24 protein-coding genes are annotated in these 25184 nt (G+C 48.6%); 9 read left to right on the top strand and 15 right to left on the bottom strand.

Translation table 11 applies throughout. The features are described 5' to 3' along the window. Positions 1-9: 9 nt before the first annotated feature. Positions 10-384 (bottom strand): DUF4870 domain-containing protein, encoded by a 375-nt coding sequence (locus AC5JLB_RS01970; RefSeq protein WP_495872179.1) that lies wholly within the window; start codon positions 382-384, stop codon positions 10-12. 228 nt (positions 385-612) lie between these two features. On the opposite strand from AC5JLB_RS01970, the gene AC5JLB_RS01965 reads away from it, so the two are divergent. Next, positions 613-2079 carry a cobyrinic acid a,c-diamide synthase CobB gene (locus AC5JLB_RS01965; RefSeq protein WP_495872178.1) on the top strand — a complete coding sequence of 489 codons (1467 nt, stop codon included), beginning with the start codon at positions 613-615 and terminating at the stop codon, positions 2077-2079. A gap of 250 nt (positions 2080-2329) precedes the next feature. After that, positions 2330-2593 carry a hypothetical protein gene (locus tag AC5JLB_RS01960; RefSeq protein WP_495872177.1) on the top strand — a complete coding sequence of 88 codons (264 nt, stop codon included), beginning with the start codon at positions 2330-2332 and terminating at the stop codon, positions 2591-2593. A gap of 153 nt (positions 2594-2746) precedes the next feature. On the opposite strand, the gene ilvD is transcribed toward AC5JLB_RS01960, so the two are convergent. The 5 genes from ilvD to psaM form a co-directional block, all read right to left on the bottom strand. Continuing rightward, positions 2747-4432 carry a dihydroxy-acid dehydratase gene (ilvD, locus tag AC5JLB_RS01955; protein ID WP_495872176.1) on the bottom strand — a complete coding sequence of 562 codons (1686 nt, stop codon included), beginning with the start codon at positions 4430-4432 and terminating at the stop codon, positions 2747-2749. 131 nt (positions 4433-4563) lie between these two features. Further along, on the bottom strand, positions 4564-5331 hold the full coding sequence (locus AC5JLB_RS01950) for a hypothetical protein (RefSeq protein WP_495872175.1): 768 nt from the start codon (positions 5329-5331) through the stop codon (positions 4564-4566). Positions 5332-5673: 342 nt separating this feature from the next. Continuing rightward, entirely contained in the window at positions 5674-6069 is a 396-nt protein-coding gene (locus tag AC5JLB_RS01945; protein ID WP_495872174.1) for a Mo-dependent nitrogenase C-terminal domain-containing protein, read from the bottom strand. A 458-nt stretch (positions 6070-6527) separates the two neighbouring features. Continuing rightward, the gene (locus AC5JLB_RS01940) at positions 6528-6926 is read right to left on the bottom strand and encodes a slr1601 family putative cell division protein (RefSeq protein ID WP_495872173.1); all 399 of its coding nucleotides are present in this window, start codon (positions 6924-6926) and stop codon (positions 6528-6530) included. A 407-nt stretch (positions 6927-7333) separates the two neighbouring features. Continuing rightward, positions 7334-7429, bottom strand: a complete 96-nt coding sequence (psaM, locus tag AC5JLB_RS01935) for a photosystem I reaction center subunit XII (RefSeq protein WP_495693032.1) — start codon at positions 7427-7429, stop codon at positions 7334-7336. A 282-nt stretch (positions 7430-7711) separates the two neighbouring features. On the opposite strand from psaM, the gene AC5JLB_RS01930 reads away from it, so the two are divergent. Further along, positions 7712-8497 (top strand): TerC family protein, encoded by a 786-nt coding sequence (locus tag AC5JLB_RS01930; protein ID WP_495872172.1) that lies wholly within the window; start codon positions 7712-7714, stop codon positions 8495-8497. Between the two features lie 57 nt (positions 8498-8554). Here AC5JLB_RS01930 and ndk read toward each other — a convergent pair whose 3' ends face one another. Next, positions 8555-9004 carry a nucleoside-diphosphate kinase gene (gene ndk / locus AC5JLB_RS01925; RefSeq protein ID WP_495872171.1) on the bottom strand — a complete coding sequence of 150 codons (450 nt, stop codon included), beginning with the start codon at positions 9002-9004 and terminating at the stop codon, positions 8555-8557. 239 nt (positions 9005-9243) lie between these two features. On the opposite strand from ndk, the gene speA reads away from it, so the two are divergent. The 4 genes from speA (at position 9244) to AC5JLB_RS01905 (ending at position 13370) form a co-directional block, all read left to right on the top strand. Beyond that, entirely contained in the window at positions 9244-11244 is a 2001-nt protein-coding gene (gene speA / locus AC5JLB_RS01920) for a biosynthetic arginine decarboxylase (protein ID WP_495872170.1), read from the top strand. A 381-nt stretch (positions 11245-11625) separates the two neighbouring features. After that, a complete protein-coding gene (locus AC5JLB_RS01915) occupies positions 11626-12636 on the top strand; it encodes a sirohydrochlorin chelatase (RefSeq protein WP_495872169.1) in 1011 nt (336 codons plus the stop codon). A 222-nt stretch (positions 12637-12858) separates the two neighbouring features. After that, positions 12859-13053 (top strand): DUF2281 domain-containing protein, encoded by a 195-nt coding sequence (locus AC5JLB_RS01910; protein WP_495872168.1) that lies wholly within the window; start codon positions 12859-12861, stop codon positions 13051-13053. Continuing rightward, the gene (locus AC5JLB_RS01905) at positions 13038-13370 is read left to right on the top strand and encodes a type II toxin-antitoxin system PemK/MazF family toxin (RefSeq protein ID WP_495872167.1); all 333 of its coding nucleotides are present in this window, start codon (positions 13038-13040) and stop codon (positions 13368-13370) included. The genes AC5JLB_RS01910 and AC5JLB_RS01905 overlap by 16 nt, the downstream gene beginning before the upstream one ends. A 38-nt stretch (positions 13371-13408) precedes the next feature. Here the strand turns inward: AC5JLB_RS01905 and AC5JLB_RS01900 are convergent, their stop codons facing one another. Both AC5JLB_RS01900 and AC5JLB_RS01895 read right to left on the bottom strand, forming a co-directional pair. Further along, entirely contained in the window at positions 13409-15658 is a 2250-nt protein-coding gene (locus AC5JLB_RS01900) for a tetratricopeptide repeat protein (protein ID WP_495872180.1), read from the bottom strand. 48 nt (positions 15659-15706) lie between these two features. Next, a complete protein-coding gene (locus AC5JLB_RS01895; protein WP_495872166.1) occupies positions 15707-16147 on the bottom strand; it encodes a hypothetical protein in 441 nt (146 codons plus the stop codon). Positions 16148-16596: 449 nt separating this feature from the next. On the opposite strand from AC5JLB_RS01895, the gene sipA reads away from it, so the two are divergent. After that, the gene (gene sipA, locus AC5JLB_RS01890) at positions 16597-16815 is read left to right on the top strand and encodes a regulatory protein SipA (protein WP_495872165.1); all 219 of its coding nucleotides are present in this window, start codon (positions 16597-16599) and stop codon (positions 16813-16815) included. A 191-nt stretch (positions 16816-17006) separates the two neighbouring features. Here sipA and AC5JLB_RS01885 read toward each other — a convergent pair whose 3' ends face one another. Beyond that, positions 17007-18695: a mechanosensitive ion channel gene (locus AC5JLB_RS01885; protein WP_495872164.1), complete on the bottom strand. Its 1689-nt coding sequence runs from the start codon at positions 18693-18695 to the stop codon at positions 17007-17009. Positions 18696-19170: 475 nt separating this feature from the next. On the opposite strand from AC5JLB_RS01885, the gene AC5JLB_RS01880 reads away from it, so the two are divergent. Next, positions 19171-19626, top strand: coding sequence for an SRPBCC family protein (locus tag AC5JLB_RS01880; RefSeq protein ID WP_495872163.1), 456 nt, complete (start codon positions 19171-19173; stop codon positions 19624-19626). Here the strand turns inward: AC5JLB_RS01880 and AC5JLB_RS01875 are convergent. From AC5JLB_RS01875 to AC5JLB_RS01855, 5 genes are all read right to left on the bottom strand, one after another. After that, positions 19621-20445: a SirB1 family protein gene (locus AC5JLB_RS01875; RefSeq protein ID WP_495872162.1), complete on the bottom strand. Its 825-nt coding sequence runs from the start codon at positions 20443-20445 to the stop codon at positions 19621-19623. The two genes, AC5JLB_RS01880 and AC5JLB_RS01875, sit on opposite strands and share 6 nt — an antisense overlap. Positions 20446-20457: 12 nt before the next feature. Beyond that, a complete protein-coding gene (locus AC5JLB_RS01870; protein WP_495872161.1) occupies positions 20458-22008 on the bottom strand; it encodes an FAD-dependent oxidoreductase in 1551 nt (516 codons plus the stop codon). A gap of 86 nt (positions 22009-22094) precedes the next feature. Next, positions 22095-23210, bottom strand: a complete 1116-nt coding sequence (locus AC5JLB_RS01865; protein ID WP_495872160.1) for a beta-ketoacyl-ACP synthase — start codon at positions 23208-23210, stop codon at positions 22095-22097. After that, complete coding sequence (locus tag AC5JLB_RS01860) at positions 23211-24002, bottom strand: peptidylprolyl isomerase (protein ID WP_495872159.1); 792 nt, start codon at positions 24000-24002, stop codon at positions 23211-23213. It lies immediately after the preceding gene. A 170-nt stretch (positions 24003-24172) separates the two neighbouring features. Continuing rightward, complete coding sequence (locus AC5JLB_RS01855; RefSeq protein WP_495872158.1) at positions 24173-24736, bottom strand: photosystem I assembly protein Ycf4; 564 nt, start codon at positions 24734-24736, stop codon at positions 24173-24175. Between the last annotated feature and the right edge of the window lie 448 nt (positions 24737-25184).

Genomic DNA, 25184 nt, shown 5'->3' with positions numbered 1-25184 from the left:
CATCTTTCTCTAAAACAATCGGAAGATGAATGGATAACGGTATGGTTCATCCGGTTTTGAAAGACAGTGTAGTAACGCTACGACGGTTAAACCCCAATGAACCAAAAATCCTAGAGCAATCACTGGAAAGAATAGAACCCCGCCCAATCCAAATGTGATAAATGACAGAATTGCGATCGGTACTCCAATCACGGTTCCCCATAACCAAACGTTTAGATGGAAATTGATTGACTCTTTCGCGTTCTGCTTCACCACAGGATCATCTGACAAGAAGTAAACTGCGATCGGTGCTCCAATCGAGAGAAATGTTGTGCTGAAGAAGATAGCGGCATGACTAAGACACGATAGCAGTTTGCGTTTGCCAGAATCGAACGTGCTTTGCATCCTGGATGGCTCCTAAAACTCTTTTTCCTTACTAGGTTTATGGTAACGGGCGCATATTGCCTGTGGTAGTGAAGTTTACCGTACTCGCTCCGTTTGAAAACGTTTACTTTAGATAGATTAATTTCGCGGCTGATCTACTGAATGAGTGGGGAATGAACGGGGTGTGAGACAATGCAACTCTAGAAACGCAACTCTAGAAACGCAACTTCTTAGGTGATTCGCTGACTCATGGTTCTTGTAATTGCGGGCGATCGCAGTGGGGTTGGAAAAACAACCGTCACGCTGGCGTTATTGGCGGCGCTGAAGCGGTGGGGGTTATCGGTTCAATCGTTTAAGGTTGGGCCTGACTATATCGATCCGATGTTTCATCGCGATGTGACGGGGCGATCGTGCCGAAATCTCGATCCGGTGCTGACCTCTGAAGCTTATGTGCAGCAGTGCTTTTCGGCTCACACTCAGTCGGTTGACTATGCCCTAGTTGAAGGTGTCATGGGGCTGTTTGATGGAGCGGCTGGAACACCCGATTTTGCTAGTACCGCTCACATTGCTCGCTTGCTGAACGCGCCAATTCTATTGGTGGTCGATTGCAGCCGATTGTCGCACTCGATCGCGGCAATTTTACACGGCTACCGCTCGTTTGATCCCCGATTAGAATTTGCGGGTGTTGTACTAAATCGAGTCGGCAGCGATCGCCATCTAGAATTACTGAAAGCCGCGATCGCACCGCTCAACATTCCCGTTCTTGGAGTCTTACATCGAGACGATCAGATTCAGATCCCCGATCGTCACTTAGGTCTAATCCCAACTGACGAACTAAAGGATCTCGATTCGCTCATCGATCGCTTGGCTGATTTAGGACAAACCTGCTTCGACTGGTCGCCGCTAAAAGCCTTATTGATTTCACGCTCAATTCATCCCTCATCCCTCCTCACGAAGCGGGTCGAAGACCTTTCTCATCCCTCATCCCTCCTCGCGAAGCGGGTCGAAGACCTCCCTCATCCCTCCTCGCGAAGCGGGTCGAAGACCTCCCTCATCCCTCCCTCCCCCGTCCGCCTTGCGATCGCGCAAGATGCCGCCTTCAATTTCTACTATCCTGACAATTTAGATTTGCTCCAGCATCTCGGTGCAGAACTCGTCCCGTGGAGTCCCCTGCACGATACAACGTTGCCTGCTGATATCGACGGACTCTATTTTGGTGGTGGCTTTCCTGAAGTCTTTGCTCAAACGCTGTCAGACAATGAGACGATGCGTGGCTCTGTCAAGGCGGCGATTGAATCGGGAATGCCGACGGTTGCAGAGTGTGGCGGACTGATGTATTTGTGCGATCGCTTAACCGATTTCTCGAATCATTCTTTCCCAATGGTCGGTATTCTGCCGACGACTGCTGTAATGGGTAAACGGCTCACGCTTGGCTACCGTAAGGCTCAAGCCCTGCACAACACTCCTCTGATGCTTCAGGGCGAGATTGTTCAGGGTCACGAATTTCATCGATCGCACCTAACACCTAGTTCCGAAGCTCCTCTGTTTGATCTTTCCTCTCCATATTCCACGACGCCGCAACCTTTTTCAGAAGGGTGGCGTCTTCCTCACCTCCACGCCTCCTATCTTCATCTCCATTGGGGCGCAACTCCCAATTTACCCGCTCGATTTCTTCAGCAATGTCATCTGTATACCTCTAAGAAACGTCGGGTCTGAAAGAGTCGGGTCTAGAAGAGTCGAGACTGAACGTTGTTCAATAAGTGATGTGCAAAAATTTCCGAGTTCTCGAAGAAATTGGAACTCTGGATATGCAGTTTTCTGTGTTTATGTACTGATCGAATCCGCTGCTAACTCTTTTGTGGCAACTGGTGCAAGACCTACATTAACCCTTTAAGATCAGACCTTCAAGATTGGAGTAGAAAGCTCGACGTTCCGAGATTTGAGCTTCATCTTTGGAGTAGAAAGCTTGACGTTCCGAGATCTGAAGGCGGAGTTCCGAGATCTGAAGGCGAAGTTTCGAGATCTGAAGGCGGAATTCCAGCATCAGAAGGCGAAGTTCCGAGATCTGAAGGCGAAGTTTCGAGATCTGAAGGCGAAGTTTCGAGATCTGAAGGCGGAATTCCGGGATCTGAAGGCGAAGTTCCAGGATCTGAAGGCGAAGTTCCAGGATCAGAAGGCGGAGTTCCAGGATCAGAAGGCGAACCTTTCAGATCAGAACTCGCCCTGTTGAGTTAAAACGGTCAACGTTGCCATTTAGACCTGAATTCATGCCTTTGGCTACTGAATTGCTGCGCAAAATAAGATTGCTCAATTCTGCAAACATCGCACCAAAGGACATAAACAGAAAAGCGATCGCACTAGGCAATCGCTCTTCCCATCTTTTCTACCCCAAACCCAGATCTGTGACCGCACCCAGGCTACTCGACGACACTAGCTTGGCGTACTTTGCCAGCACCCCTCTGGTATAACGCGGCGCGGGAGGAGTCCAAGCCGCACGCCGACGGGCTAACTCGTCTTCCGAGACATGCAGTTCTAGCGATCGCGCCCTAGCATCAATGGTGATCGAATCACCTTCCTGCACCAGCGCGATCGTCCCGCCAACAAATGCCTCTGGTGCAACGTGCCCGACCACCATTCCGTAGGTTCCCCCCGAGAAGCGACCATCGGTAATCAGCCCTACCGCATCGCCTAATCCAGCCCCGATAATCGCCGAGGTCGGAGCCAGCATTTCGCGCATTCCAGGCCCCCCTTTCGGGCCTTCATAGCGAATCACCACCACATCGCCCACACCAATCTTGCCTGCTAGAATTGCATCCAGACAATCTTCTTCAGACTCAAAAACTCGTGCAGGCCCAGTAATCTGCGGTTTCTTAACACCTGTAATTTTTGCCACTGCGCCCTCAGTTGCCAAGTTGCCCTTCAGAATCGCCAAGTGTCCTTGCGGGTACATCGGGTTATTCCAGGGACGAATCACGTCTTGGTCGGAGCGCGGTTCTTCAGGAATGTCCTTCAGCAACTCTTCAATCGTCTGTCCGTTAATGGTGATGCAATCTCGGTGCAATAAGTTATGCGCCAGCAGCATTTTCATCACCTGAGGAATGCCGCCTGCTTTGTGCAGATCGGTTGCAACATAGCGCCCCGACGGTTTGAGGTCACATAGAACGGGAACACGAGCGCGAATCGGTTCAATATCGTCGAGCGTGAAATCAATATTGGCAGCATGAGCGATCGCTAAGAAGTGCAATACTGCATTCGTCGAGCCACCGACTGCCATGATCACCGCGATCGCATTTTCAATCGATTGGCGGGTAATGATCTGACGCGGCAAACGCTGATTCCGAATCGCATCGACCAGTGCATGGGCTGACTTTTCTGCGCTGTCCTGTTTTTCGGCATCCTCAGCCGCCATTGTGGAGGAATACATCAAGCTCATCCCCATCGCCTCAAAAGCCGAGGACATCGTATTCGCGGTATACATACCCCCACAAGAGCCAGCACCAGGACAAGCATGACGCTCGACCTCTAGCATCGTCTCTTGAGAAATCTTGCCAGCGCTATATTCTCCAACCGCTTCAAACGAGCTAACAACGGTGAGATCTTTCCCGCTTAAATGTCCGGGTTTGATCGTGCCACCATAGACAAAAATGGCAGGAATATTCATGCGTGCCATCGCGATCATCGCACCAGGCATATTTTTATCGCAGCCCCCGATCGCTAGAACGCCGTCCATGCTTTGACCCATGCAAGCGGTCTCGATCGAATCTGCAATCACATCCCGCGACACGAGAGAATATTTCATTCCCTCCGTTCCCATCGAAATCCCATCACTGATCGTAATCGTACCGAACATCTGAGGCATTCCACCCGCCACTCGAACTCCCGCTTCGGCACGGTTTGCGAGGGGTTGAATTCCCATATTGCAGGGGGTAATCGTGCTATGTCCGTTAGCAATCCCCACAATGGGCTTAGTGAAGTCTTCGTCGTTAAAGCCAACAGCGCGTAACATGGCGCGATTTGGAGAGCGCTGCACGCCTTGGGTAATCGCTTGACTCTTAAGATTGTCCGGCATCGTAGTAAGGTGTAGTTCGTAGTGCGGAATGGAATGGCGCAGATGGCGATCGCATTCAATAACAGACCGCTATTCTAGAACGTTTAAAGATGCCGATCGTAGCGTTTCGTAGTTTTCTTAAGAGAGCCAGCCTACGAGAACAAATTAAATCGTTGCAACTGCGCCTCGACGGTTTTTGCTAAGAGTTTCCGCAGTTGCGCCTTATCTTTAAAGACCAATCGATTTTGGCTGGGCAAATCAAATGGAAACTGTCCCGGTAGATCTGATCGCTCCATCTGAGTCAACAAAATTTGCTCAGTGCGCTTGGCTTGTAGCGCATATCCGGCTTCGACACAGACATTGGGACTGGGGATCAACAACGAAGGCGAGCCAGCGATCTCGGCAATAGCCGTTCCATCGGCAACAAATAATAGGCACTGGCGAATCGATCGCATCAAACTGCTGTTGATCCGAATCGGGCCATCTGAGAGACGATGAGATTCTCTCAAGGTTAGAGGAAGGCGCGATCGCCGATTCAGGCTCTCAATGATGTTGCCTAGCTCATCGCGCAAAAGCTCGCTCGATTCTGAAAACTCAGTTTGGTAGCACAAGAAAATCTCTGGCTCTAGAGAGGCCATCACTTCTTGCTTTGAAAAATAGATTTCGTGGCTAGAGAGATCGATGTTAGAGATTGCGTATCCACCGCTTCCTTCAATATAAAACTCGACGCTTTCGCCCTCGAGATAGCGCCCAAACCAAACCGATTTTTCAACCTCTGAACTGTCTTCCAGAAAGTCTGCCCGAAGCCCCGATTTCAACAGACTATTTTTACTCAATCTCAAGTCATGGGGCCGCTTCTTTAAGTCCCGGATGGGTTCATACTGTTCTAAATACCACGCTTTGAGAGCAATAATCGCCATGCCGTTTCCTGCCTCTTTCTCAGTTTAAGACTACAGCACCCAGCGTTTATTCTCTGAGTGGTCTTCTTTTATTGGCTATTGTATATAGAGTTGAACTGATCAAACTCGCAAAATAAGATCAGAGCGCCCATCGTTATCTAGTTTAGTACAAAAGAACTACAAAGCTATTTTGCAAAGATAAAAATTTGTAGACTTTGAAATTGAAAGAGGAACATGATGCCTAACGGTAGTGCGGCATTTTATATAAACCGCAAAAAATCGCTACCTATAGTTCATTGATGAACGAACTCAGATAGCGATCTTTTAATCTCTGTCAATACGGACTGCCAAGATGGAAATTTCTTAGCAATAGCAGCTAATGTCTTCTCCACATTCATCGGCTAGATAGCACAATGCTCGAAACCGCAAGCCTACAACTTCTTCGTAAAAAGGATTTAGCTTGCAGAGGGGCGGAATGTGAAACAGCGTCTTCCCAAAAAGCTTTACGTCGCGCTCAAAAGGGCACTGAGCAGGAACTAGCTTACAAACAGAATGAGCAAATCGATTACTACGGACTTCAATGTGGTCAATCTTCTGTCGGAAAGACTGTAACAAATTGGATTTGGACGTTTGGGTAGGTTGAACAGGATACTCGCCTTCTGTAGGGTTAGGTAGCAAAATCCATCCGGCAAGGGTAACGTTATGCTCTTTTGGATCTTGGCTAGGGGAGTCGAGGCGATCAAGTTGTTGGAAACTCATTTGATTGGCGATCCTCAAACGGGACAAAAGTTCAGAGGGTTAGCGAATGTCCAACGGTTGCTGTAGAAAGGATGAAGCAGCTATGGACAACTAGTCTGATCGGAAGCGACACCTAAATTAAGTTGAGTAGAGCTTTTATGTGTCGGTACCTTCATATATCTTAACAGACGCCACTAGTTTGCCTAATGTTTCTTTAAATAAAATGAGTGAACTTACTGAACTTTCTAAATCTTTATTTCTTTAGGGCAGTAAGTGCGGTCTAGTTTCGTTACATAAAGTTGAACAAACTTATTGTAGACACTCTGACGAGAGATACAAGATACATAGATTACAAATTGAGGAAAGATATTCGATCCCTGCATTTAGAGCATGCCGATCTAACATTTCTTCCGCAAAAAAAGCCGAGGTGCCGTCCCTCGACCTTCTAGAAGTTGCAAACGAACTAACGAACTGCTAATTTACGGATTCTCAGCGGGAGTTGATTCGGGCTCCCACACGACAATCTTCTGATTGGGGTCGGCTAGATTAGTTTGCTCTTGAATAATGGTCTTCGTTTGACGCGGATCAAAGTAGTGGTTGAATTCTACCTTCACTTTTCCGACCCGTTCGTTCGTCGTTTTGACTTCAGCCTGAATTTCTTTGAGTTTAGTTTGCTGGGCAGCGCTGTAGGGAAGAAGCTGTATCAAGGCAGCGATCGCGGCTCCAGAGATAACTAAGTTCACACCAATTTTTATAGTCGCTTCAAACGCAAGCGCTTGATGGTGACGCTGTTGGCGCTGTTGGTAGGCTTGGGGACTAGAACGAGGGGTTCTAGTCGGCTGTCGGGCAGGGGGCTTGGGTAAAGGCAGTGCGCTCATGGGTTCAACAACGTGTCAACAAACAGAAAAAGTAACGAGAAAGCATTGCCGAATAGAAACAAAAGTATGATGGGCGATTTTAGGACTCAATTCATCGCTTCGCGTCTTGCGTGCAAAACCGGCTCCGCACTCTTGAGCAAACTACTGAGTCGATCACGACGAGCAAATTTACTCTTATACACAGAGTTAATCCAAAATCGCAAATCTATGACTCAAAATCAAGAAGTACGGGTGAACTAAGTAGCTTTCTAACGTTCCTGTCTGAACACGAAACCTCCAGTCTGACAGGAAACGAGCCTTGCTAGTTTACTCGGACTTGTTAAAACGATCGCAAAGTTTTTTGGATCGCTCTTCAAGGTTGAGAGTAAATGCAAGTCAAGCTTCCTGCCATGCGCTAGTTGAGGAACCTACTTATACAGTTCGGTTGCTAACCGGAAGGCGAGTACCCCTGGAATCAGGGCAACGACCAAAGCAACTAGAATCTGGGTATCCGATAAAGACATAGTTTGTGAAACTCCTTATCTCAGCGTTATAGTTCCTCAATTTCAACTAAAATGCTCATTTCGGAAAGTCTTTGTAACAAGATGCAACAGAGGGACTCTCTGCGGCAACGCTTTGAGAGGACGCGAAGTCACCCTTGAGTGGTCAATGCGCCTCTAGAGGGTTATTTTGGTTACGAGCAGAATCTAGCATGAAAAAGCTAGGCTGGTGAATGGGTATATAGTGGCATGGTTGAGTGTCTCTTGCCTTTGTAGTTATTGCGTCGTGATTTTGTTGAGCTTTAAATGCTAGATCAGTTGTTCAATTCTCCCCATCCCATTAGTGCTCATACCCTACTGCTGTTGCCTGTTTTGGTGGCGCTAGAAGCGGTGTTGTCCGCCGATAATGCGATCGCGCTAGCAGCTTTAGTCCAAGGACTGCAAAATCTCGAACTTGAAAAGCGAGCGCTAAACATTGGCTTAGTGTTTGCCTACGTCCTTCGGATGACGCTGATTGTGTTCGCTTCACGGGTAATTGGATTCTGGCAATTTGAGTTGGCAGGAGCGCTGTACTTGTTGTGGCTCGTGTTCCAATATTTCAGATCCAAGCCCGAAGAGAGCGAGGACGAGCAGCACCGTGAACCTCGATTCGCATCGCTGTGGCAAGCGATCCCAGTGATTGCAATTACCGATCTGGCGTTTTCGTTGGATAGTGTCACGACTGCGATCGCGGTCTCTGATGAAATTTGGCTCGTTCTGATCGGAGGCACAATTGGCATTATTACCCTGCGGTTTATGGCAGGCTTATTTATTCGCTGGTTAGGAGAATATTCTCATCTTGAAGATGCAGGATATTTAACGGTCGCCTTGGTCGGACTCCGCCTCTTACTGCGGGTGGTAAATGACAGTCTTGTACCACCAGAATGGCTGATGATTTCGATGATTGGGCTGCTGTTTGCTTGGGGCTTTTCAGAGCGTAAAGCCCAAGAAACCGAGTTGGTAGCCGCTGAGGGAGACGCCATTGAGTTTGAAAAGAGTCCGACAGTTGAGTTGGAAGAGAACTCGGCAGTTGAAGTCGGGGAAGAACGCTAAATAAAAAAGCAAAGGGCGACTGAATTCAGTCGCCCTTTGCTAATAAAGCCGCTTGAGTTATTCGTAAGTCCAAGCGGTGAGTGTGGGTTGCCAATTCACCAACTCTTCGTCTTTGAACCACAGGGCAATTTCACGCTGAGCCGTCTCGATCGCATCGGAACCATGAATTAGGTTGCGTCCGATACTGACGCCAAAATCGCCTCGAATCGTTCCCGGTTCTGCTGTTAGCGGATTGGTTGCGCCAATAACTTTTCGAGCGGCAGCAACGACGCCATCGCCTTCCCAGACCATTGCAATAATTGGGCCGGACGTGATGAACTCGACTAATCCACTAAAGAAGGGGCGCTCTTTGTGTACGTCGTAATGTTGTTCTGCCAATTCGCGACTAACGCTCATGAATTTAAGACCGACGAGCGTAAATCCTTTCGTCTCAAACCGTTTGATGATGTCACCAATGAGTTTGCGCTGAACTCCATCGGGCTTAATGGCTAAAAAGGTGCGTTCCAAGCTGGGACTCCCAAAAAAATTACTGATTTTTACAAAGACCAGATTAGCCTAGAACGGGTGAGAGGGCACAGGTAATGAAGAGGGCAGTCTCTAATGTTTTCGTCTGAAATCAGCCATTGAGACTTCTGATGTGTGATCTCCTCTATTAACGTCTTGTGACTGACTTCGATTTTTGCAACGGTGCGATAGACTGGCATTCGATTGAGACTATCACTTGAGACTATTACTGGGGGAGCCGCATGATGGGAGAACGTTCCACGATCGCCAAAAAAGACGCAAATAATCTGAGCCGTGAACCAAACTTAGAGGTGAACGGACGGAAAGCCGTTAGCGTTTCTCCCGATGCAAAGCAGGCTTGGACAATTGAGGATAGTGAGGATTTGTACCGAATTGAGGGGTGGGGTGATCCTTACTTTTCGATTAATGCGGCGGGTCATGTAACGGTTTCCCCTAGAGGCGATCGCGGCGGGTCGCTCGATCTGTTTGAATTGGTGAATGCGCTCAAACAACGCAATTTAGGTCTACCGCTATTAATTCGGTTTTCAGATATTTTGGAGGATCGGATCGAGCGGATTAATGCGGCATTTGCAAGAGCGATCGCACGCTACAGCTATGGCGGCATTTACAAAGGAGTGTTTCCGGTTAAATGCAATCAGCAGCGTCACTTGGTTGAAGATTTGGTGCGCTTCGGTAAGCCTCACCAGTTTGGTTTAGAGGCAGGGTCTAAACCAGAATTGATGATTGCGTTAGCGACGCTAAAGACGCCAGGAGCATTAGTGATCTGTAATGGCTATAAAGACAGAGAATATGTAGAGACCGCAATGCTAGCGCGGGGATTAGGAAAAACTCCGATCATCGTTTTAGAGCAAATCGAAGAAGTGGACTTGGTGATCGAAGCGAGCCGTAAGCTGGGGATCAAGCCAATTTTGGGTGTGCGGGCGAAACTGAGCGCGAAAGGCATCGGACGGTGGGGAACCTCGGCAGGCGATCGCGCCAAATTTGGGTTAACGGTTCCTGAAGTGATTAACACAGTGAACCAATTGAAAGCCGCAGACATGCTGGATTGTTTGCAGTTGTTGCATTTCCACATTGGGTCTCAGATTTCGGCGATTAGTGTGCTCAAAGAGGCGCTGCGGGAAGCGGGACAGATTTATGTGGAGCTATCGAGACTGGGTGCAAATATGCAGTATCTCGATGTGGGCGGTGGTTTGGGTGTCGATTATGACGGGTCTCGCACGAATTTTCATGCTTCTAAAAATTACAGCACTCAGAACTACGCCAATGATGTTGTGGCGGCGATTAAAGATGCTTGCTCGATCGCGGCAATTCCAGTACCGACTTTAGTGAGTGAAAGCGGACGAGCGATCGCATCGCATCAATCGGTTCTGGTGTTTGATGTGTTGGGAACGAGTGACGTGTCTTCTGAAGAACCCGAACCTCTGCAAGATGACGAGTCGCTTACCGTTCGCAATCTCTATGAAACCTATAGCTCGATTAATGCCGAGAACTTTCAGGAGATGTATCACGATGCGACGGAGTTCAAAGAAGAGGCGGTCAGTCGGTTTGGATTTGGACAACTGACGTTGACAGAGCGGGCGCGGGCAGAGCGCCTGTATTGGGCCTGCTGTCAGAAGATTCTAGCGATCGCACGTCAGCTAGAATACGTTCCTGATGATCTTGAAGACTTAGAGAAAATCATGGCGTCGATCTATTACATGAATCTCTCGGTTTTTCAGTCTGCGCCAGATAGCTGGGCGATCGATCAACTCTTCCCGATTATGCCGATTCATCGTTTAACTGAGGAACCGACAAAGCGGGCAACATTGGCGGATCTCACCTGTGATAGCGACGGCAAGATTGATCAGTTTATTGATTTGCGTGATGTAAAGTCGGTGCTTGAATTACACGCATTGAAGCCGAGCGAGCCGTATTACTTGGGGATGTTTCTCAATGGGGCATACCAAGAAATTATGGGCAACTTGCATAATTTGTTTGGGGATACGAACACTGTTCACATTCATCTGACGCCGAAGAATTATCAGATTGAGCATGTTGTGAAAGGCGACACGATGAAGGAAGTCCTAGGTTATGTTCAGTACGATGTGGATGATTTGATTGAGAGTATTCGGCGTCAGACAGAACAAGCACTGGAGGACGGGCGCATTACATTGCAAGAGTCGCAGTTGCTGTTGCAAAACTACGAGCGGAGCTTGAGCGGATACACCTATCTGTCGTCTTGATCTTGTAGAACGGGGGATTGTAGAACTAATAGGCTGTTTAATTGTCTTCTTCAGCTTCGGAATCCCCTCCCATAGGATTTGCAGAAATGGCGGTCAAGGTAAGATAACAAAGCACATGTGAACCGTATTAGTGTAGGGGAAGTCCGGTGAGAGTCCGGTGCTGTGCCGCAACTGTGAGGGATGAGGGATGAAGGATGAGGGATGAAGGGTGAATTTATAGCAAACGGATTTGAGTTGTGAAATCTTGGGCTGTTCACGCCTGGTTCAAAATTGCTATTTTCATCCCTCATCCCTCATCCCTCATCCCTGTTCTAAGCCAGAACACCTGCATTGCTGCTTATTCACTCTATTTCCTGCGTTGCACAGGAAAAGGGACTTAAAATGTTGACTCTAACGCTTGATGATTTTGCTTGGGAACAAGAGGCGATCGCATCGCTGGCGCTCCCGCCACTGCCGATTCAACGTCCGTTGCTCTTAATTGGGCACGGAACTCGCGATACGGATGGACGACAGAGCCTGATGGATTTTGCGGAGGCGTATCAGGCCCTCGATCGCAGTCGTCCGGTGTTGCCGTGTTTTCTGGAGCTGACTGAACCGACGATTCAGGAAGGGGTGGATCGATGCGTGGAGCAAGGATTCACAGAGTTCTCGGTGTTGCCAATTCTGTTGTTTGCGGCGAGACATAACAAGTTTGACGTGACGAATGAACTCGATCGCGCGAGACAACGACACCCACAAGTGAAGTTTCACTATGGGCGACATTTTGGAATTACGCCGGGAATTTTGGAGTTGTGGCGATCGCGGTTGGCTGAACTCGATAATTCCACGATTCGGCGGGAAGATACGGTGCTGCTGTTTGTGGGACGGGGGGCGAGTGACCCGGATGCCAATGGAGATGTGTATAAGTTAGCGAGGATTGTCTGGGAAGGAAGCGGATATCAGACGGTTGAGGTGTGTTTTATTGGGATCACTCATCCTCGGTTGGAGGAAGGATTTCGACGGGCGCAGCTTTATCAGCCGAAGCGGGTGATCGTTTTGCCACATTTCTTGTTTACTGGAACGCTGGTGAAGAAGATTTATGATGTGACGGCTCAGATGCGGGAGCGGTATCCAGAAACGGAGATTGTGAATCTGCCTGAAATGGGAATTCATCCTCAGTTGTTCTCGATTTTGCGCGATCGCGAGATTGAGACGCAGTTGGGACAGGTGGCGATGAATTGTGAGATGTGTAAGTTCCGGTTGGCGGCGGTGTCGAAGGGGCATGATCACTCGCACGATCATGGGCATGATCATCATCACCATCATGGGCATGGACACGCGCATGGGCATGAAAGTGTAGATCCTTACGCGAAGCTGTCGGACTATCATGAGCGAATTTGGCAGGCTCCGTAAGTGTCATAGATCTTTCGTCTTCAGCCTCAGAAGCTAATCTTGCTCTTGTTCCCTCTCCTGCGGGAGAGGGTAAGGGTGAGGGTAGCCCGGACGATTGCAGTTAGTAATCGGTCAATAGTATTCGTTGATGGACTTATAGATTCCACTAACTGAAGTGTCGCTTGTTTGCCCTGCTCAGACATACAATGCCTCTATGTAGTGATGTTTCTGGATACGTTGAACATGCGATCGAGAGAGCAATTGATTCAAGAAATTGAACAGATGCCAGATGATTTGCTGGATGAGGTGTTCGATTTTCTAAAGGTTCTGCAAACGAAGCATTCTCAGGAGAAACTTGAGGTGAGTCTGCTAAGTGAGTCTGCATTAGCCAGAGATTGGCTCAGACCAGAGGAAGATGAAGCGTGGCAAGATTTGTAAAAGGCGACGTGGTTGTGGTTCCGTTTCCTTTCTCTGATTTGACGCAATCGAAGAAACGTCCGGCGTGGGTGGTTGCCGGGTTGCGCGGAGAGGATTTAATTCTGTGTCAAATCATCAGTCAGTCTATTTCTGATAATTATGCGATCGCTGTTGAGAACAGCGACTTCGATTTAGGGAGTCTCAGGCAAAGTAGCAATATTCGTCCTAATCGTTTGTTTACAGCCGATCAACAAATCATCTTGTCTAAGGTGGGGCGGGTAAAGGCTGAGAAATTAGATGAGGTGATTGCAAAACTGATTGAGATTTTGCAGCAGTGAATGAGGATAGCAGTAGCTTGCGATCGCGGTCTCGATTCTCAATGAAACACAAATCGCATCACCTGTCCGATGAATCGTTTAATTTGCCGCAAGAGTTGATGCAGGAAAGAGCGGCGGAGAGGGCGACGATCGCTCGATCGCAGTTGGTGATCTGTTGATCGCAGGTGTCGATCGCTCATCTGCGTTTTCTGACGAAATTCCGCTAGGTTTTCTCGCACCGTTTTCGTATGGGGATGATTGGTTCCCAGCATTCTCTCGAACATCGCCAACGCTTGCTCGTACAACGGTTCCGCTTCGCTGTAGCGTCCTTGCCAATTGTAGAGACCTGCTAAGTTGTTCAGGCTCAATGCCACATCTGGGTGGTCGCCCTCAAACAGCACTTGATACATCGTCAACGCTTGCTCGTACAATGTTTCCGCTTTGCTGTAGCGTCCTTGTGACCGATAGAGACTGGCTAAGTTGTTCAGGCTCAATGCCACATTCGGGTGGTCGCCTTCAAACAGCACTTGATACATCGTCAACGCTTGCTCGTACAACGGTTCTGCCTCGCTGTAGCGTCCTTGTGACTCATAGAGATAGGCTAAGTTGTTCAGGCTCCCTGCCACATCCGGGTGGTCACTTTCAAACAGCCCTTGCCGCATCGCCAACGCTTGCTCATACAACGGTTCTGCCTCGCTGTAGCGTCCTTGTGACTCGTAGAGAAGTGCTAGGTTGTTCAGGTTCGTTGCCACATCCGGGTGGTCACTTTCAAACAGCCCTTGCCGCATCGCCAACGCTTGCTCGTACAACGGTTCTGCCTCGCTGTAACGTCCTTGTGAATAGTAGAGAAGTGCTAAGTTGTTCAGGCTCAATGCCACATCTGGGTGGTCGCCCTCAAACAGCACTTGATACATCGCCAACGCTTGCTCGTACAACGGTTCTGCCTCGCTATAGCGTCCTTGTGAATAGTAGAGACCTGCTAAACTGTTCAGGCTCAATGCCACATCCGGGTGGTTGCCCTCGAACAGCCGTTGCGTCACCTCCAAACATTTTGCACACCAATGTTCCGCTTCAGTAAAGAGTGCCTGTCCTGCATAAAATTGCGCTAGTCCAATAAACGACCACAGCAGATCACCTCCTTCCAATCCTTCTGTGTAGTGGTCTGCAACTTCTTGAACATGCGATCGTACTCCCGAAAACCACTCAATATCCTTCGTCGGTGGGTTATGTGGCATTCGGCCTGCGATCGCACTCATTACCAACACAAATGCCGATCGTAACGGTGCTTCGTCTACGGTTTTAACAGCCTCCGCTTCCTGTTCTTGCAAAAACTGCCGAATCAAAGGATGCAATCGACACACCCCAGGAGCATCCTTTTCAATCTGCACGATGGACGCATTCTCTAACCGCGCCTTCCGTTCTCCCAGCAGGTACGCCTCTCCTTCCACACGCTGCATCATCCATTCCGCCAGATTCCAAGAAATCCAATCGCGCGCGAAGTAACTCAGCAATCGGGCAACCTGTTGTTCATCCGCATCCAGCGTTTCCCACGTCAGCACAAACGCCGCTCTCACGCCCCGTTCTGCTGTAATTTCATCCTCCTGCGATCGCTCCAGTGCCGGGTCTTGCATTCCGTTTGCTTGCAGCCGTTCCCAAACTTGCGAGAGCGTAGTGTGTCGATCTCTGGCAAGATAGCAGCCGACTAGCTCGATCCCCAACGGCAAATAGCCCAATCCCTCACAAAGTTTGTCTGCCAGTTCTGAATCTTTATTAACTCGTCCATGTTTCTCCAAACCTGCCAGCAGCGATCGCGCCTCTGGCGGTTGCAGCATCTCCAGATCGATCCGAGGAAAGTTGGGCAATACATCTTTTCGGCGCGTCGTCACCAGCACCCGAAACCGAGCCTCTTTTGGACAATACGATCGACACTTTGCCCACTCGGGAATGTCATCCAACACCACCAGCGTCGTTTCATTCGGCGTCCAATGCCTCCAGCACCATTGCACCAACTGTTCGAGATCGATATATTGCTCTTTCGCTGCCGCCAATCCCTCCAACTGCTGATCGAATTCTGCTTTCAGAAGAATCTGAGTCGCCAAATCACCCGTTCGCCCGTTTAGCCAATAGATGCCGCCCCCATAATCTTGCTTATGTCGAGTCGCATACTGCACCGCTAGCTGAGTTTTGCCCACGCCACCCATTCCAGCTACGGCAGAAATTACCGCACCTTCCGATGATGTGAGAAATTGATGCAGATCTTCAAGCTCCTTTGCGCGTCCTACGAAATTAGGAGACGCGGTATAAGGAATTTCATATAACGGCGTTACTTTGTCGGAGCCGGATGCCGACGAATGCTCTCAGGGGTTCGTTCCAAAATACTGATGTGTCCCAATGTATTGAGTTCCTCCCTGTTCTGCCTTCGCCTGAATGCCCGTCGCATTGTCATAAACGTTTTGCGTCATGCTGCTATTGTCTTGCAGCTTCCCAGCATTAATTTCTTGTGCGATCGCTTTCAATTCATTCGCAAACTCAGGATACTCATCCATCACGACATCGAGATTCTTAACCACCGTTTCCGATCCCGACTTGTCCCCTTGCTCCAATTTAGCCAATGCTTCATCCACTTTCTCCGATCGTCCCCGCAACCGAGCCACGATCGCCTGTCGCAAGTCGTCCATTCGTTTCAGAGCAGTCTCGGTAAACTTCTTGCCGACTTCACCCGCTCCCGCTTCAACCAGTTTTCTAAACGCAAGATCGATCAATATAGCAGCCGTCAACGTTGATGCAGGCTCTACCATAACTAATTCAAGTAAGGGCTATATCTTTTCTACCTCAAGAATCAAAGATGTTCCGCAAATGTCCAAATTTTCTACAGAGAACAGCACTGATGAGGAAAAAATGCGATCCTACGGAGCTTGCAAAGCAATCGTTCTATGTTGTAATGCGATCGCTTTGCTTCACGAAGTGGTCATTTCTATTTGAAACAGGACGATTCCTATTTAAAGCCGGAACGTTTCGATCTCAAATAGAATGATTCCTGTTTCAAACAGAAGCATTCCGATCTCAAACAGGAACCGTCCTGTTCAAAACAGAAACATTCCGATCTGAAGCAGGATTGATCCAGATCTATCCCTCTTTAGCCGAGCTAGCGATCGCTGCAACCCCAGAATTTCCGTCTAAATAGGCTGCGAATTTGCCATCAGACCTGCTCTACTAAGAAGAGTACCCCTCTATTTCATCTCCGCCGATGTCAAAAGAATTTCAGGTCGGCTCCAAAGTTCGTCTGATCGCACTTCCGCCCTATGTCAAGACTGCCGATCCCATGCCGATGCTCCGTCCAGCATCACTCATTCGAGTCGGAGAAGAAGGCATCGTCCTCGATCGTCGTCCCGGCGGATATTGGGGCATCCGGTTTAGCAAAGGTTCCTTTCTGCTCGATGATCAATATCTAGAATCCATTGATTGATATAGAACTGACGCTTTCATTGGCAGCGGATTTGATAGCGGATGTAACAGATAGGACAGGTAGATTCTTTTTGTCCATTGCAAAACTTCGCCTCAAGCATCCGCCACATCTGTTACCCAATCCGCTGCCACATAAAAAAAGGAGCGCTTCGGACTCGCCGAGCGCTCCTTGAACTATAAGGAGAGTCAACTCTAACGCTTAAAGTCCTTCAGCCACTCACGCAACTGCTCAGACGCAACATCGCGACCTCCCAGACCAAAGGAGATTGCAATCGCCACCGCGATCGCGCCCAGCAACAAACCAAACGCCAAGTTGACAATGTTCGTTGCAATTCCCATCTGCTGGAGTGCCATCGCTGACACCAACCCAATAATGGCAACCCGAGCCGTCTGACCCAAAATTCTTGACTGCCGCGAACCCGAACTCGTAATCAGGCTGTACGCCAGATTTGCCAGATACAGACCAACCGCAAACACGACCAAGCCGACCAAAATTCGTCCAAAGACCAGCAGCAAACCACTGACGATCGCGGTTAACGCTGGAATGTTGAGAATATTGGTCGCGGCAACCGTGGCGAACAGCATGACGCCCACTAAAACAATCACGCCTACAATCTCAGACGGCGATCGCACCGTCGGCGTTTTCCGGAGAGCATCGGTGTCTTGAATAATCGTTTCTCCCGTCGGAAACTCAGTATCGTACTGCGTCGGCGGAACTCTCGGCGTGTAGGGAGCCGATTGCAGACCCAGCCAATAAAATACGTTATCAAATCCAACGCTAGATAGAATGCTGGAGACCAAATCTGCAACAAACTTGCCAATGACATATGCGATCGCTAGAATCGCCGCTGCCGTAAAGATTAGGGGCAACGAATTGAGAATCTGATTCAGCATCGAAGTCGCTGGACCCGAAATCGCTGGAATTTGTAGAGCATCCAGCGCCGCCGTAGCCGTCGGAATTAAAACCAGCACATACACGATCGTGCCAATCAGCCAAGAGAGCGTCCGTCCCCCTGTCGCCTGACCAATGCCAAACTGCCGTCCCAAACGATCTGTCCCCGTCGCCGACAGCAAGTTCGTTACTACGCCTCGAACCACGCGAGCAATTAACCAACCGATCGCTGCAATTGCGATCGCCTTGATGATGTTGGGCAACGCTCCCAAAATGTCGTTCAGCAAGTTCTGAACCGGCTGAAGCGGCCCTTGCAGATCCAAAACGCCCAAAATCAGGGGCAAGAAAAATAGGAAGACAAACCAATACAGCGCATTTCCAAGCGTCTCGCTCAAGGCAAATGAATTGGTTGCCAGTGGGTCATCATTCTGACCTGCAACGCGCTCGTCAAGCCCAAACGATTGAGATGTGCGAATCACAACGGTTTTAGCCAACGTTGCCACTAACCAAGCTACACCCGCCAAAATAGCGGCAGAGCCTAAGCGAGGCAGAAACGCAAAAATCTGATTCAGGAAATTGTTTAAAGGCTGCGAAACGGTCGTCAGGTTGAGAACGTTGAGGAAGGCAACCAGCGCCAAGATCATGATGATCCAGAACACCACTGAGGAGATGAGTCCCTCGACGTTAAAGTTTGTCCTTCGACCAGAGTGACCCGTTGCCCAATCTGCAATCCGATTGTCAACGCTCGTTTTCTTGAGCAAACTGTTGACAACCTTGGAGACAATGCTAGCGATCAGCCAACCAAGCAAGAGCACCGCGATCGCGCCGACTAGCTTGATGACAACATCACCAATATTCGCGCCAATTCCTGGAAAATAGTTTGAGTAGGGGGGCAGGGGAGCGTCTGTTCTAGCCTGCATCAACACCGGATCAAGCCCCGGTAGCAGATGCAGTCCTGTGGCAGATCCAATTTGCCAAAGTTCGTTCATGGTGGTCTAATTAGCCTCTATCTATTAAGTTAAACGAGCCGCGCGATCGCTACTTAAGGTAAAGTAGTCATCCAGAATTAGGTAATCCGCTTGTATACGCAGTTAATGTACAAGTGTCGTCCCCCAGGATGCGCGAAATCAAGTAAAAAACGGCCAGCAGAGAGTAGGTTGCATCCTCAGAGTACGACTATCTCTAGAAAGAGAAAAGACTCTGGAAATACTTTTTTAGCGTTCAATGAGTTTTCGCAACCGACTTAAAGTAACTCTTTTTTTCCTCAGTATCAACTTAGTTGTCAAAGTCACGCTGCATGACGAGAATGCCATGATTATTAATTGGGTTTCCTCATGCTTGAGATGTATTTCTTGAGCGAAGAGAAGGCTATCTTGTAGGATTGTCTTTCTAGCTTAGATCTCTAGTTGGAGAGGTAGATCTCAACTCAATCTTTGACAAATCGTGCGGAGATAATACCTTAAAATGTCAAATTTAGAAGTATTTGAACAGTCCATTTTAGTCAACGCAACTGCCGCGATCGTAGAGCAATGTTTTACGGATTTGATGCTAATGCATCGTTGGTTAAATCCAGCACTTCGGTGCGAACCGATCGGAGATTGGTCTACCCAAGTGGGCGCTCAAAGTCGATTTGTGCTTCAAGTTCCAGTGCTACGGCCGACCTTAAGCAACGTTGTCGTGGAACGAGAACCTGGACTGATTGTGTGGCAATTTGAAGGATTTTTTCAGGGGCGCGATCGCTGGGAATGTCAGCCTCAATCTCAAGGCACTTGCTTAATCAATCGCTTTGAATTCGAGATCCCCAATCCACTAATCAAATTTGGCTTCAACACATTTGCAGCAAAATGGACGGAAGCAGACATGCAAACTCAATTACAACGGCTCAAGCAAGTTGCTGAAAAACTTCAGCAAGGACTATGAAGAATTCTCGATTTGGATTAGTAGGTTTTGAACAATTTCTCGATCTTCAGCCAATGGCATTAGGGTTAAATAGCGTTCTAAGTCTTGGCGAGCTTCAATCCAGCGATCGGTGCGAAAATAAATCACACCACGATCGCGCAATTCCAACGGCGCGTCGGGAAAGAGAATCAGAATTCGTTCGATTGCCGACAAGCAAGCGCTAATCTCACCTCGACTGAGATAAATATGTTTTAGGTTCGTCAGCATTCGGGCCAGAAATTGCCGATTTGTGACAGCTTCAAAAAACTGCGGCTGCATCTCTACAGGTTGACTATACATCTGATTCAACCGATTTTGGCAGTCTTGCAAAAATAAAATTTCGCCTCCATGAAAGGCATCGACAAACAGTTCCATTTCTTCAACATCAGGACGAATCAGAAAATGTCCTGGCATTCCGATCCCCACCATTGGAAAGGCTAGACGTTTTGCGATCACGAGATACAGTAATGACAGCGTAATTGGAATTCCGGTACGGCGATCAATAACGTCATTTAAGAAACTGTTGCGGGGATCATAATAGTCGGTTTCATTCCCAACAAACCCTAAGTCCTCATACAAATGATGATTGATTAGTTGGACGACCCGCAGCGGGTAGGATTCTTGGGGCAGGTGCGGTTGGATAGCATTTGCGATCGCATCGAGTTTAGTTAAATAGGCATCTACATCTAGATCAGGTCTTGCTTCCTGAGCCATATAGAGCGCTGCTTTTTCAAGATTGATGTGCTCATCCGGCTGGCGCACTTCTTGAAAAAATTGCTGCCGTGCGATCGAAAATTCCATGTCCTCTAGCCTCTAGTCCTCTAAATAGTCGCCACCCGAACCATACTTCCAAGCCTGAAGCCTGCCATTCCAGAAGTACTGCTGAGTTGGAGATAAGGTTTTAATCCACGGGCGCAGCAATTCGGTAGCGGAATACAAAACAGAATAGAGCGCTAGAGTACTGAAATGCATCATCCAATTGAGCAGATTCAAGAGGCCAACGTGAGGAAGAATATTTAGCACCAATCTTGGATGCGACAATCCTGTTTTCAACAATGTTTGCGCAAGGGGTACAAACTGCACAACGTCTTGCAAAAAGGGCTTGAGAACCTGCTCTCCAGATTGTGCCATTTCCTCAAACACAGTTGTCAACAACTGGTTGATCTGATTCGGTGACACAGTTTGATTCATGCCAACACTCATGGCTCGTTGAAATAACCAGGTGACTGAAAGATTGGGTTGATAGGGCTGTAATAATGACAACGCTTGACGGTTTAGCAAATCCGCCTCTAGAGCCTCATGAACTCCTTTGGTCAATCGTTTGAGATGACGCACCATTGCGCCAAAGCCGCCAAAACTGAGAGGGGATTGACTACCACTACTATCACCAACAGGTAGAATTCGATTCCAAGACAAGGTTAATGGACTGTCACGATAACAAGGAAAAAATCCAAATAATGCCCGCTTCCAGTTCAGTTGAGTTAAGTCAACGCTCTGATATTGGGGAAGCAGGCGCAGATACTCTTCAAAAAATTCTTCTAGCGACAGACGACCTTGGTCTGCATCCACATAGGTAAACATGTAGGTCGTTCTGCCATCTCGCGCCGGAAACGCTTCCCAAAAATATTGACACTGATTTTGAATGGGTGTGAACGAGGCGATGAGATCCCCGGAGTCATTTTTAGAAAAACCCTCAGCACAGGTTCCCACAACAAGACACATCGCATCCGGTTTTTGTCCTTGCCTTGCTTGTCTAACAACAGGAGAAAAATGTCCCATCGCATCGAGCAGAAGCCGCCCACGCAGTTCTTCTCCTGCTGTCACACAAATTCCGTTTGGATGAACAGTCGCCTGCTCAAACGCGGTGTTTTCAATTAGCTTTCCACCTGCTTGAAGAAATCTCGACTTCAGCGTTTCGAGTAAATAAATTGGATCAACACCAACGTTTAGAACATCTTTGACCCAAATTTCTGAGTCTTGAGAAAAACTGATTCGGACAGGATTGAATTCGGTGGCGACAGCGATCGCTAATTCCGGCTCGGTTAGTAATCCCAATTGGACAAATACCGCTAATTCTCTGCGAGAAATATTCCACTCTTGATCCCGTCCCTGCAAAACTCCTCGCTCAATCAACGCGACTCGCCACCCTTTTTTTGCCAGCGCTGCCCCAATTAGAATTCCGAGAGTACCACCCGAAATGATCACGTCCCACTCAATGCGTTCTAGATCTTGATCGCTTTCCTGAACGACTGTAGGAATCGGTAATGTCCCCTCTCGCAAAGACTTCCATAAGCCATCAGCGCGACGTAAACCTGAGATCGCATCTCCTGGAATGTGAGCCAAAATTTCTTCAGTCAATGACATAGCACCAGTCTTAACCTGTTTCTCATGCTTACAGTAGCGCGATTTGCTTCGCAACCCGAAGGGTAATCGGGTCATTTGAAGACAAGTTAGACACCGCCAAACGCGATCGCGGCATTCTGTCCGCCAAAGCCAAAGCTAAAGCAAAGAACATTCCGAACCCGAGCCGCTTGAGCGGTTCTCACAAATGCCAAATTAAATTCAGGGTGCGTTAACCCAACATTTGGCGGTAAAACTTGGTGCTTTAACGCCATTAGACAGAACGCTGCGCCTAATGCGCCTGAGGCTCCTAGCGTATGTCCTGTCGATCCTTTCGTCGAACTAACAGAGATTCGCGGCGAAAACAATGTTTGAATTAAATGAGCTTCGTTTTGGTCATTTAATTGAGTTGCTGTCCCGTGGGCGTGGATGTAGTCGATGTCTTGAGGCGCTAACACGCTTCGGGTTAGGCACTGCTGAACGGCGGCGATCGCGCTGCTACCTCCCGGCTTTGGCGTGCTGACATGATAGCCATCTGCCGTTAGTCCAAATCCCAACACTTGCCCGTAAACCGTTGCTCCTCGTCGTTTCGCGACTTCTGCCGATTCTAAAACGAAGATCGCGCCGCCTTCGCCTAAAACAAGTCCTTCACGATCACCATCAAACGGATAGGCCCCCGTTTTGGCTAACGCGCCCATTCGCCCAAATCCAATCAATGTTAACGGCGTAATCGGCGCTTCAATGGCTCCCGCAATCACCCGTTCTACTTCCCCCGCCCGAATTAACTCTGCGGCTCGTGCGATCGCCCACACTCCCGTTGCACACGCAGCCATCGGGGCAAGCACGATCGATTGGGTTTGGATTTGTTGAGCCACTGCGATCGCGCCCGCATTTGGTAACGCGTTGAGCCAACCGCTCAAATCCTCTCGATTCGCAGTCAGTTTTTCCCACTGTGCCTGATTGCCCCGACTCGACCCGATTACAACCCCACAATCAAGTAATGGAGGTTTTAGTTTCGCATCGTGCAGCGAATCCTGCAGGACTCGCTCAGTCAAACTCAGGAGATCGGTCGGAGAAGATTCGATCAGCGCTAGAGGATACGGCTTTAAATCGGAGAAGGGTTGGCAGAGATGAACGCCTGAGCGACCTTCTACCAACCCTGTCCAGGTTTGCTCTAAATGACCTAACGCTGAAACCAGCCCAATTCCAGTGACAACAACATCCATTTACGGGGTCGTTGTTGGACTTGCACTAGCAGAAGGACTGGCCGAAGGAGTTGCAGCACCCGTTTTGAGGTTCTCTAGCCCTTGCGTCACCTTAGCAGACTCAATGCGATCGCCCTGCTGAATTTTATCGACCACTTCCATGCCTTGCGTCACTTTGCCAAACACAGCATAGTTTCCATCTAAAAAGGTTAGATCTGCCAAAGCAATGTAGAACTGAGACGAGGCAGAATCTGGATCTGACGATCGCGCCATTGCTAACGCTCCGCGAGTATGTTTCAGCTTCGGCTTAACGCCTTCAAGGGTTTTGCCGTAGATCGGTTCGGCTGCATTCTCTGGCTTAATTTCAAGCGGGACATTCCGAGGTTGAGAGGTGGCAGGATCAACATATCCTCCAGTTCCCAACTGCTCTAATGGGAAGTTTGGATTCTTCCCTTGAGGATCGCCACCTTGAACCACAAATGGCTGTGGCTCCCGCACAACCCGGTGAAACACAAGCCCGTCATAGACTTTCTTCTCGACCAAATCGACAAAATTACCTGCCGTAATTGGGGCATTTGTTCCGTCAACCTCAAGCGTGATTGGCGAGCCTTTCACTGTCATCACAACGGTTGCTTTCCCCTCTAAACGCGGCAAGCCAGATTGAGCAGCGCTTGCTGTAACGCTCGGGGTCGGCGTGGCGGAAGAAGTACCAGTCGGCGTAGCTGATGTTCCATCTTGGGTATTGCAGCCCGCAATTGCAAAGAGCGTCACTGCAAGCGTAGATAGAAGCCAATTACGGAGGTCTGTCTGCATTTTCATATCCTTTGAACAAATCACCTCAACATCTTACGCACATTCTGTTCAGATGGTGGTCGTGAAGACGGCGAGAGAACAGCAGAGTAATACTGAACAAGGATCACAGAGATTAAGGCTAGTTAACCCGTTCAACTCAAATCCTCGTTCAATTCAAACCAATGTAAACTCTAGAATCCTTCAAGCGGTACACTCAAGAACCGTGCAAGCTCGGCTGCCTGATTTTCTAACGCAGATAGTGCCATTGGTTGTCCCACACGAGTGAGCGGAATATCACGCATTCCCTTGATCTTGAGATAGAGCGATCGTCGCGGGTTGATGCCTTCTCGCAGCGTCACTTTAACGGCTTGAACATCAGCCATTTTAGACTTCAGCTCAACCTTGCGATCTTTACCCGGAAACCCCCAGCGAAAAATAGTAATTTCGCCTGTTTCCTTATTAAATTCGTTGTAGCCTCCTCCCAAATCCCACGCGATCGTCAGCCACAGATAAAGAGCCAGCAGAATTCCTGCGGTCCCGTAAAATCCCATCGCGATGCCCTGAGGAATAAAGACCAGTTGAGTGGGGTTGGCAAACGGCAACAGGTTAACCTTCGTGTAGCTAGAAAGGGCAGCTAAAAAGAATCCCGTTGCCCCAATGGAGACGATGCTCGCCCACCAATAGTTGCTGAGCCGCCTAGATCCCAACACCTGCGATCGTAGAACGGGGGTATCAGTCGTGGTCTGTGCCGTCATAAACTTACGATTGCCTTAAGAAATTCTAAAGTTAGCCGCAAAACGGAAGAGCCGGTCTTGACACGGAACTTAAACTCGAAATAAAGAAATTCCGGCACAACCAACAATCCTGCAAGTAACCACAATTAGTATAGTACTTACAACATTTCGTAAGCGCTTGTGAAGCTGAGCAGAATTACTTATCAAGCTTAGCTTTCTCTCAGGAACTGAAGAAATTCTTCAAATGCTGTAACGCCTTACTGAATAGGAACTTAGCGTTACATTTGATGAAAACTCTGCTGAGACACTACGTTTCGCTTTGTAAAAAATCTGATTTCTCCTATTATATTTAGACATATAAACTCGTTCACTCTAGACATTCTGCACTTTTAAGTATCGCTAGAGGATTTGATCATGACCATAGCAGTAGGGCGTGCGCCCGCGAGTCGGGGATGGTTCGACGTCCTCG

It is taken from the genome of Myxacorys chilensis (assembly GCF_059505265.1).
This window is presented reverse-complemented; position numbering and strand designations above follow the sequence as displayed.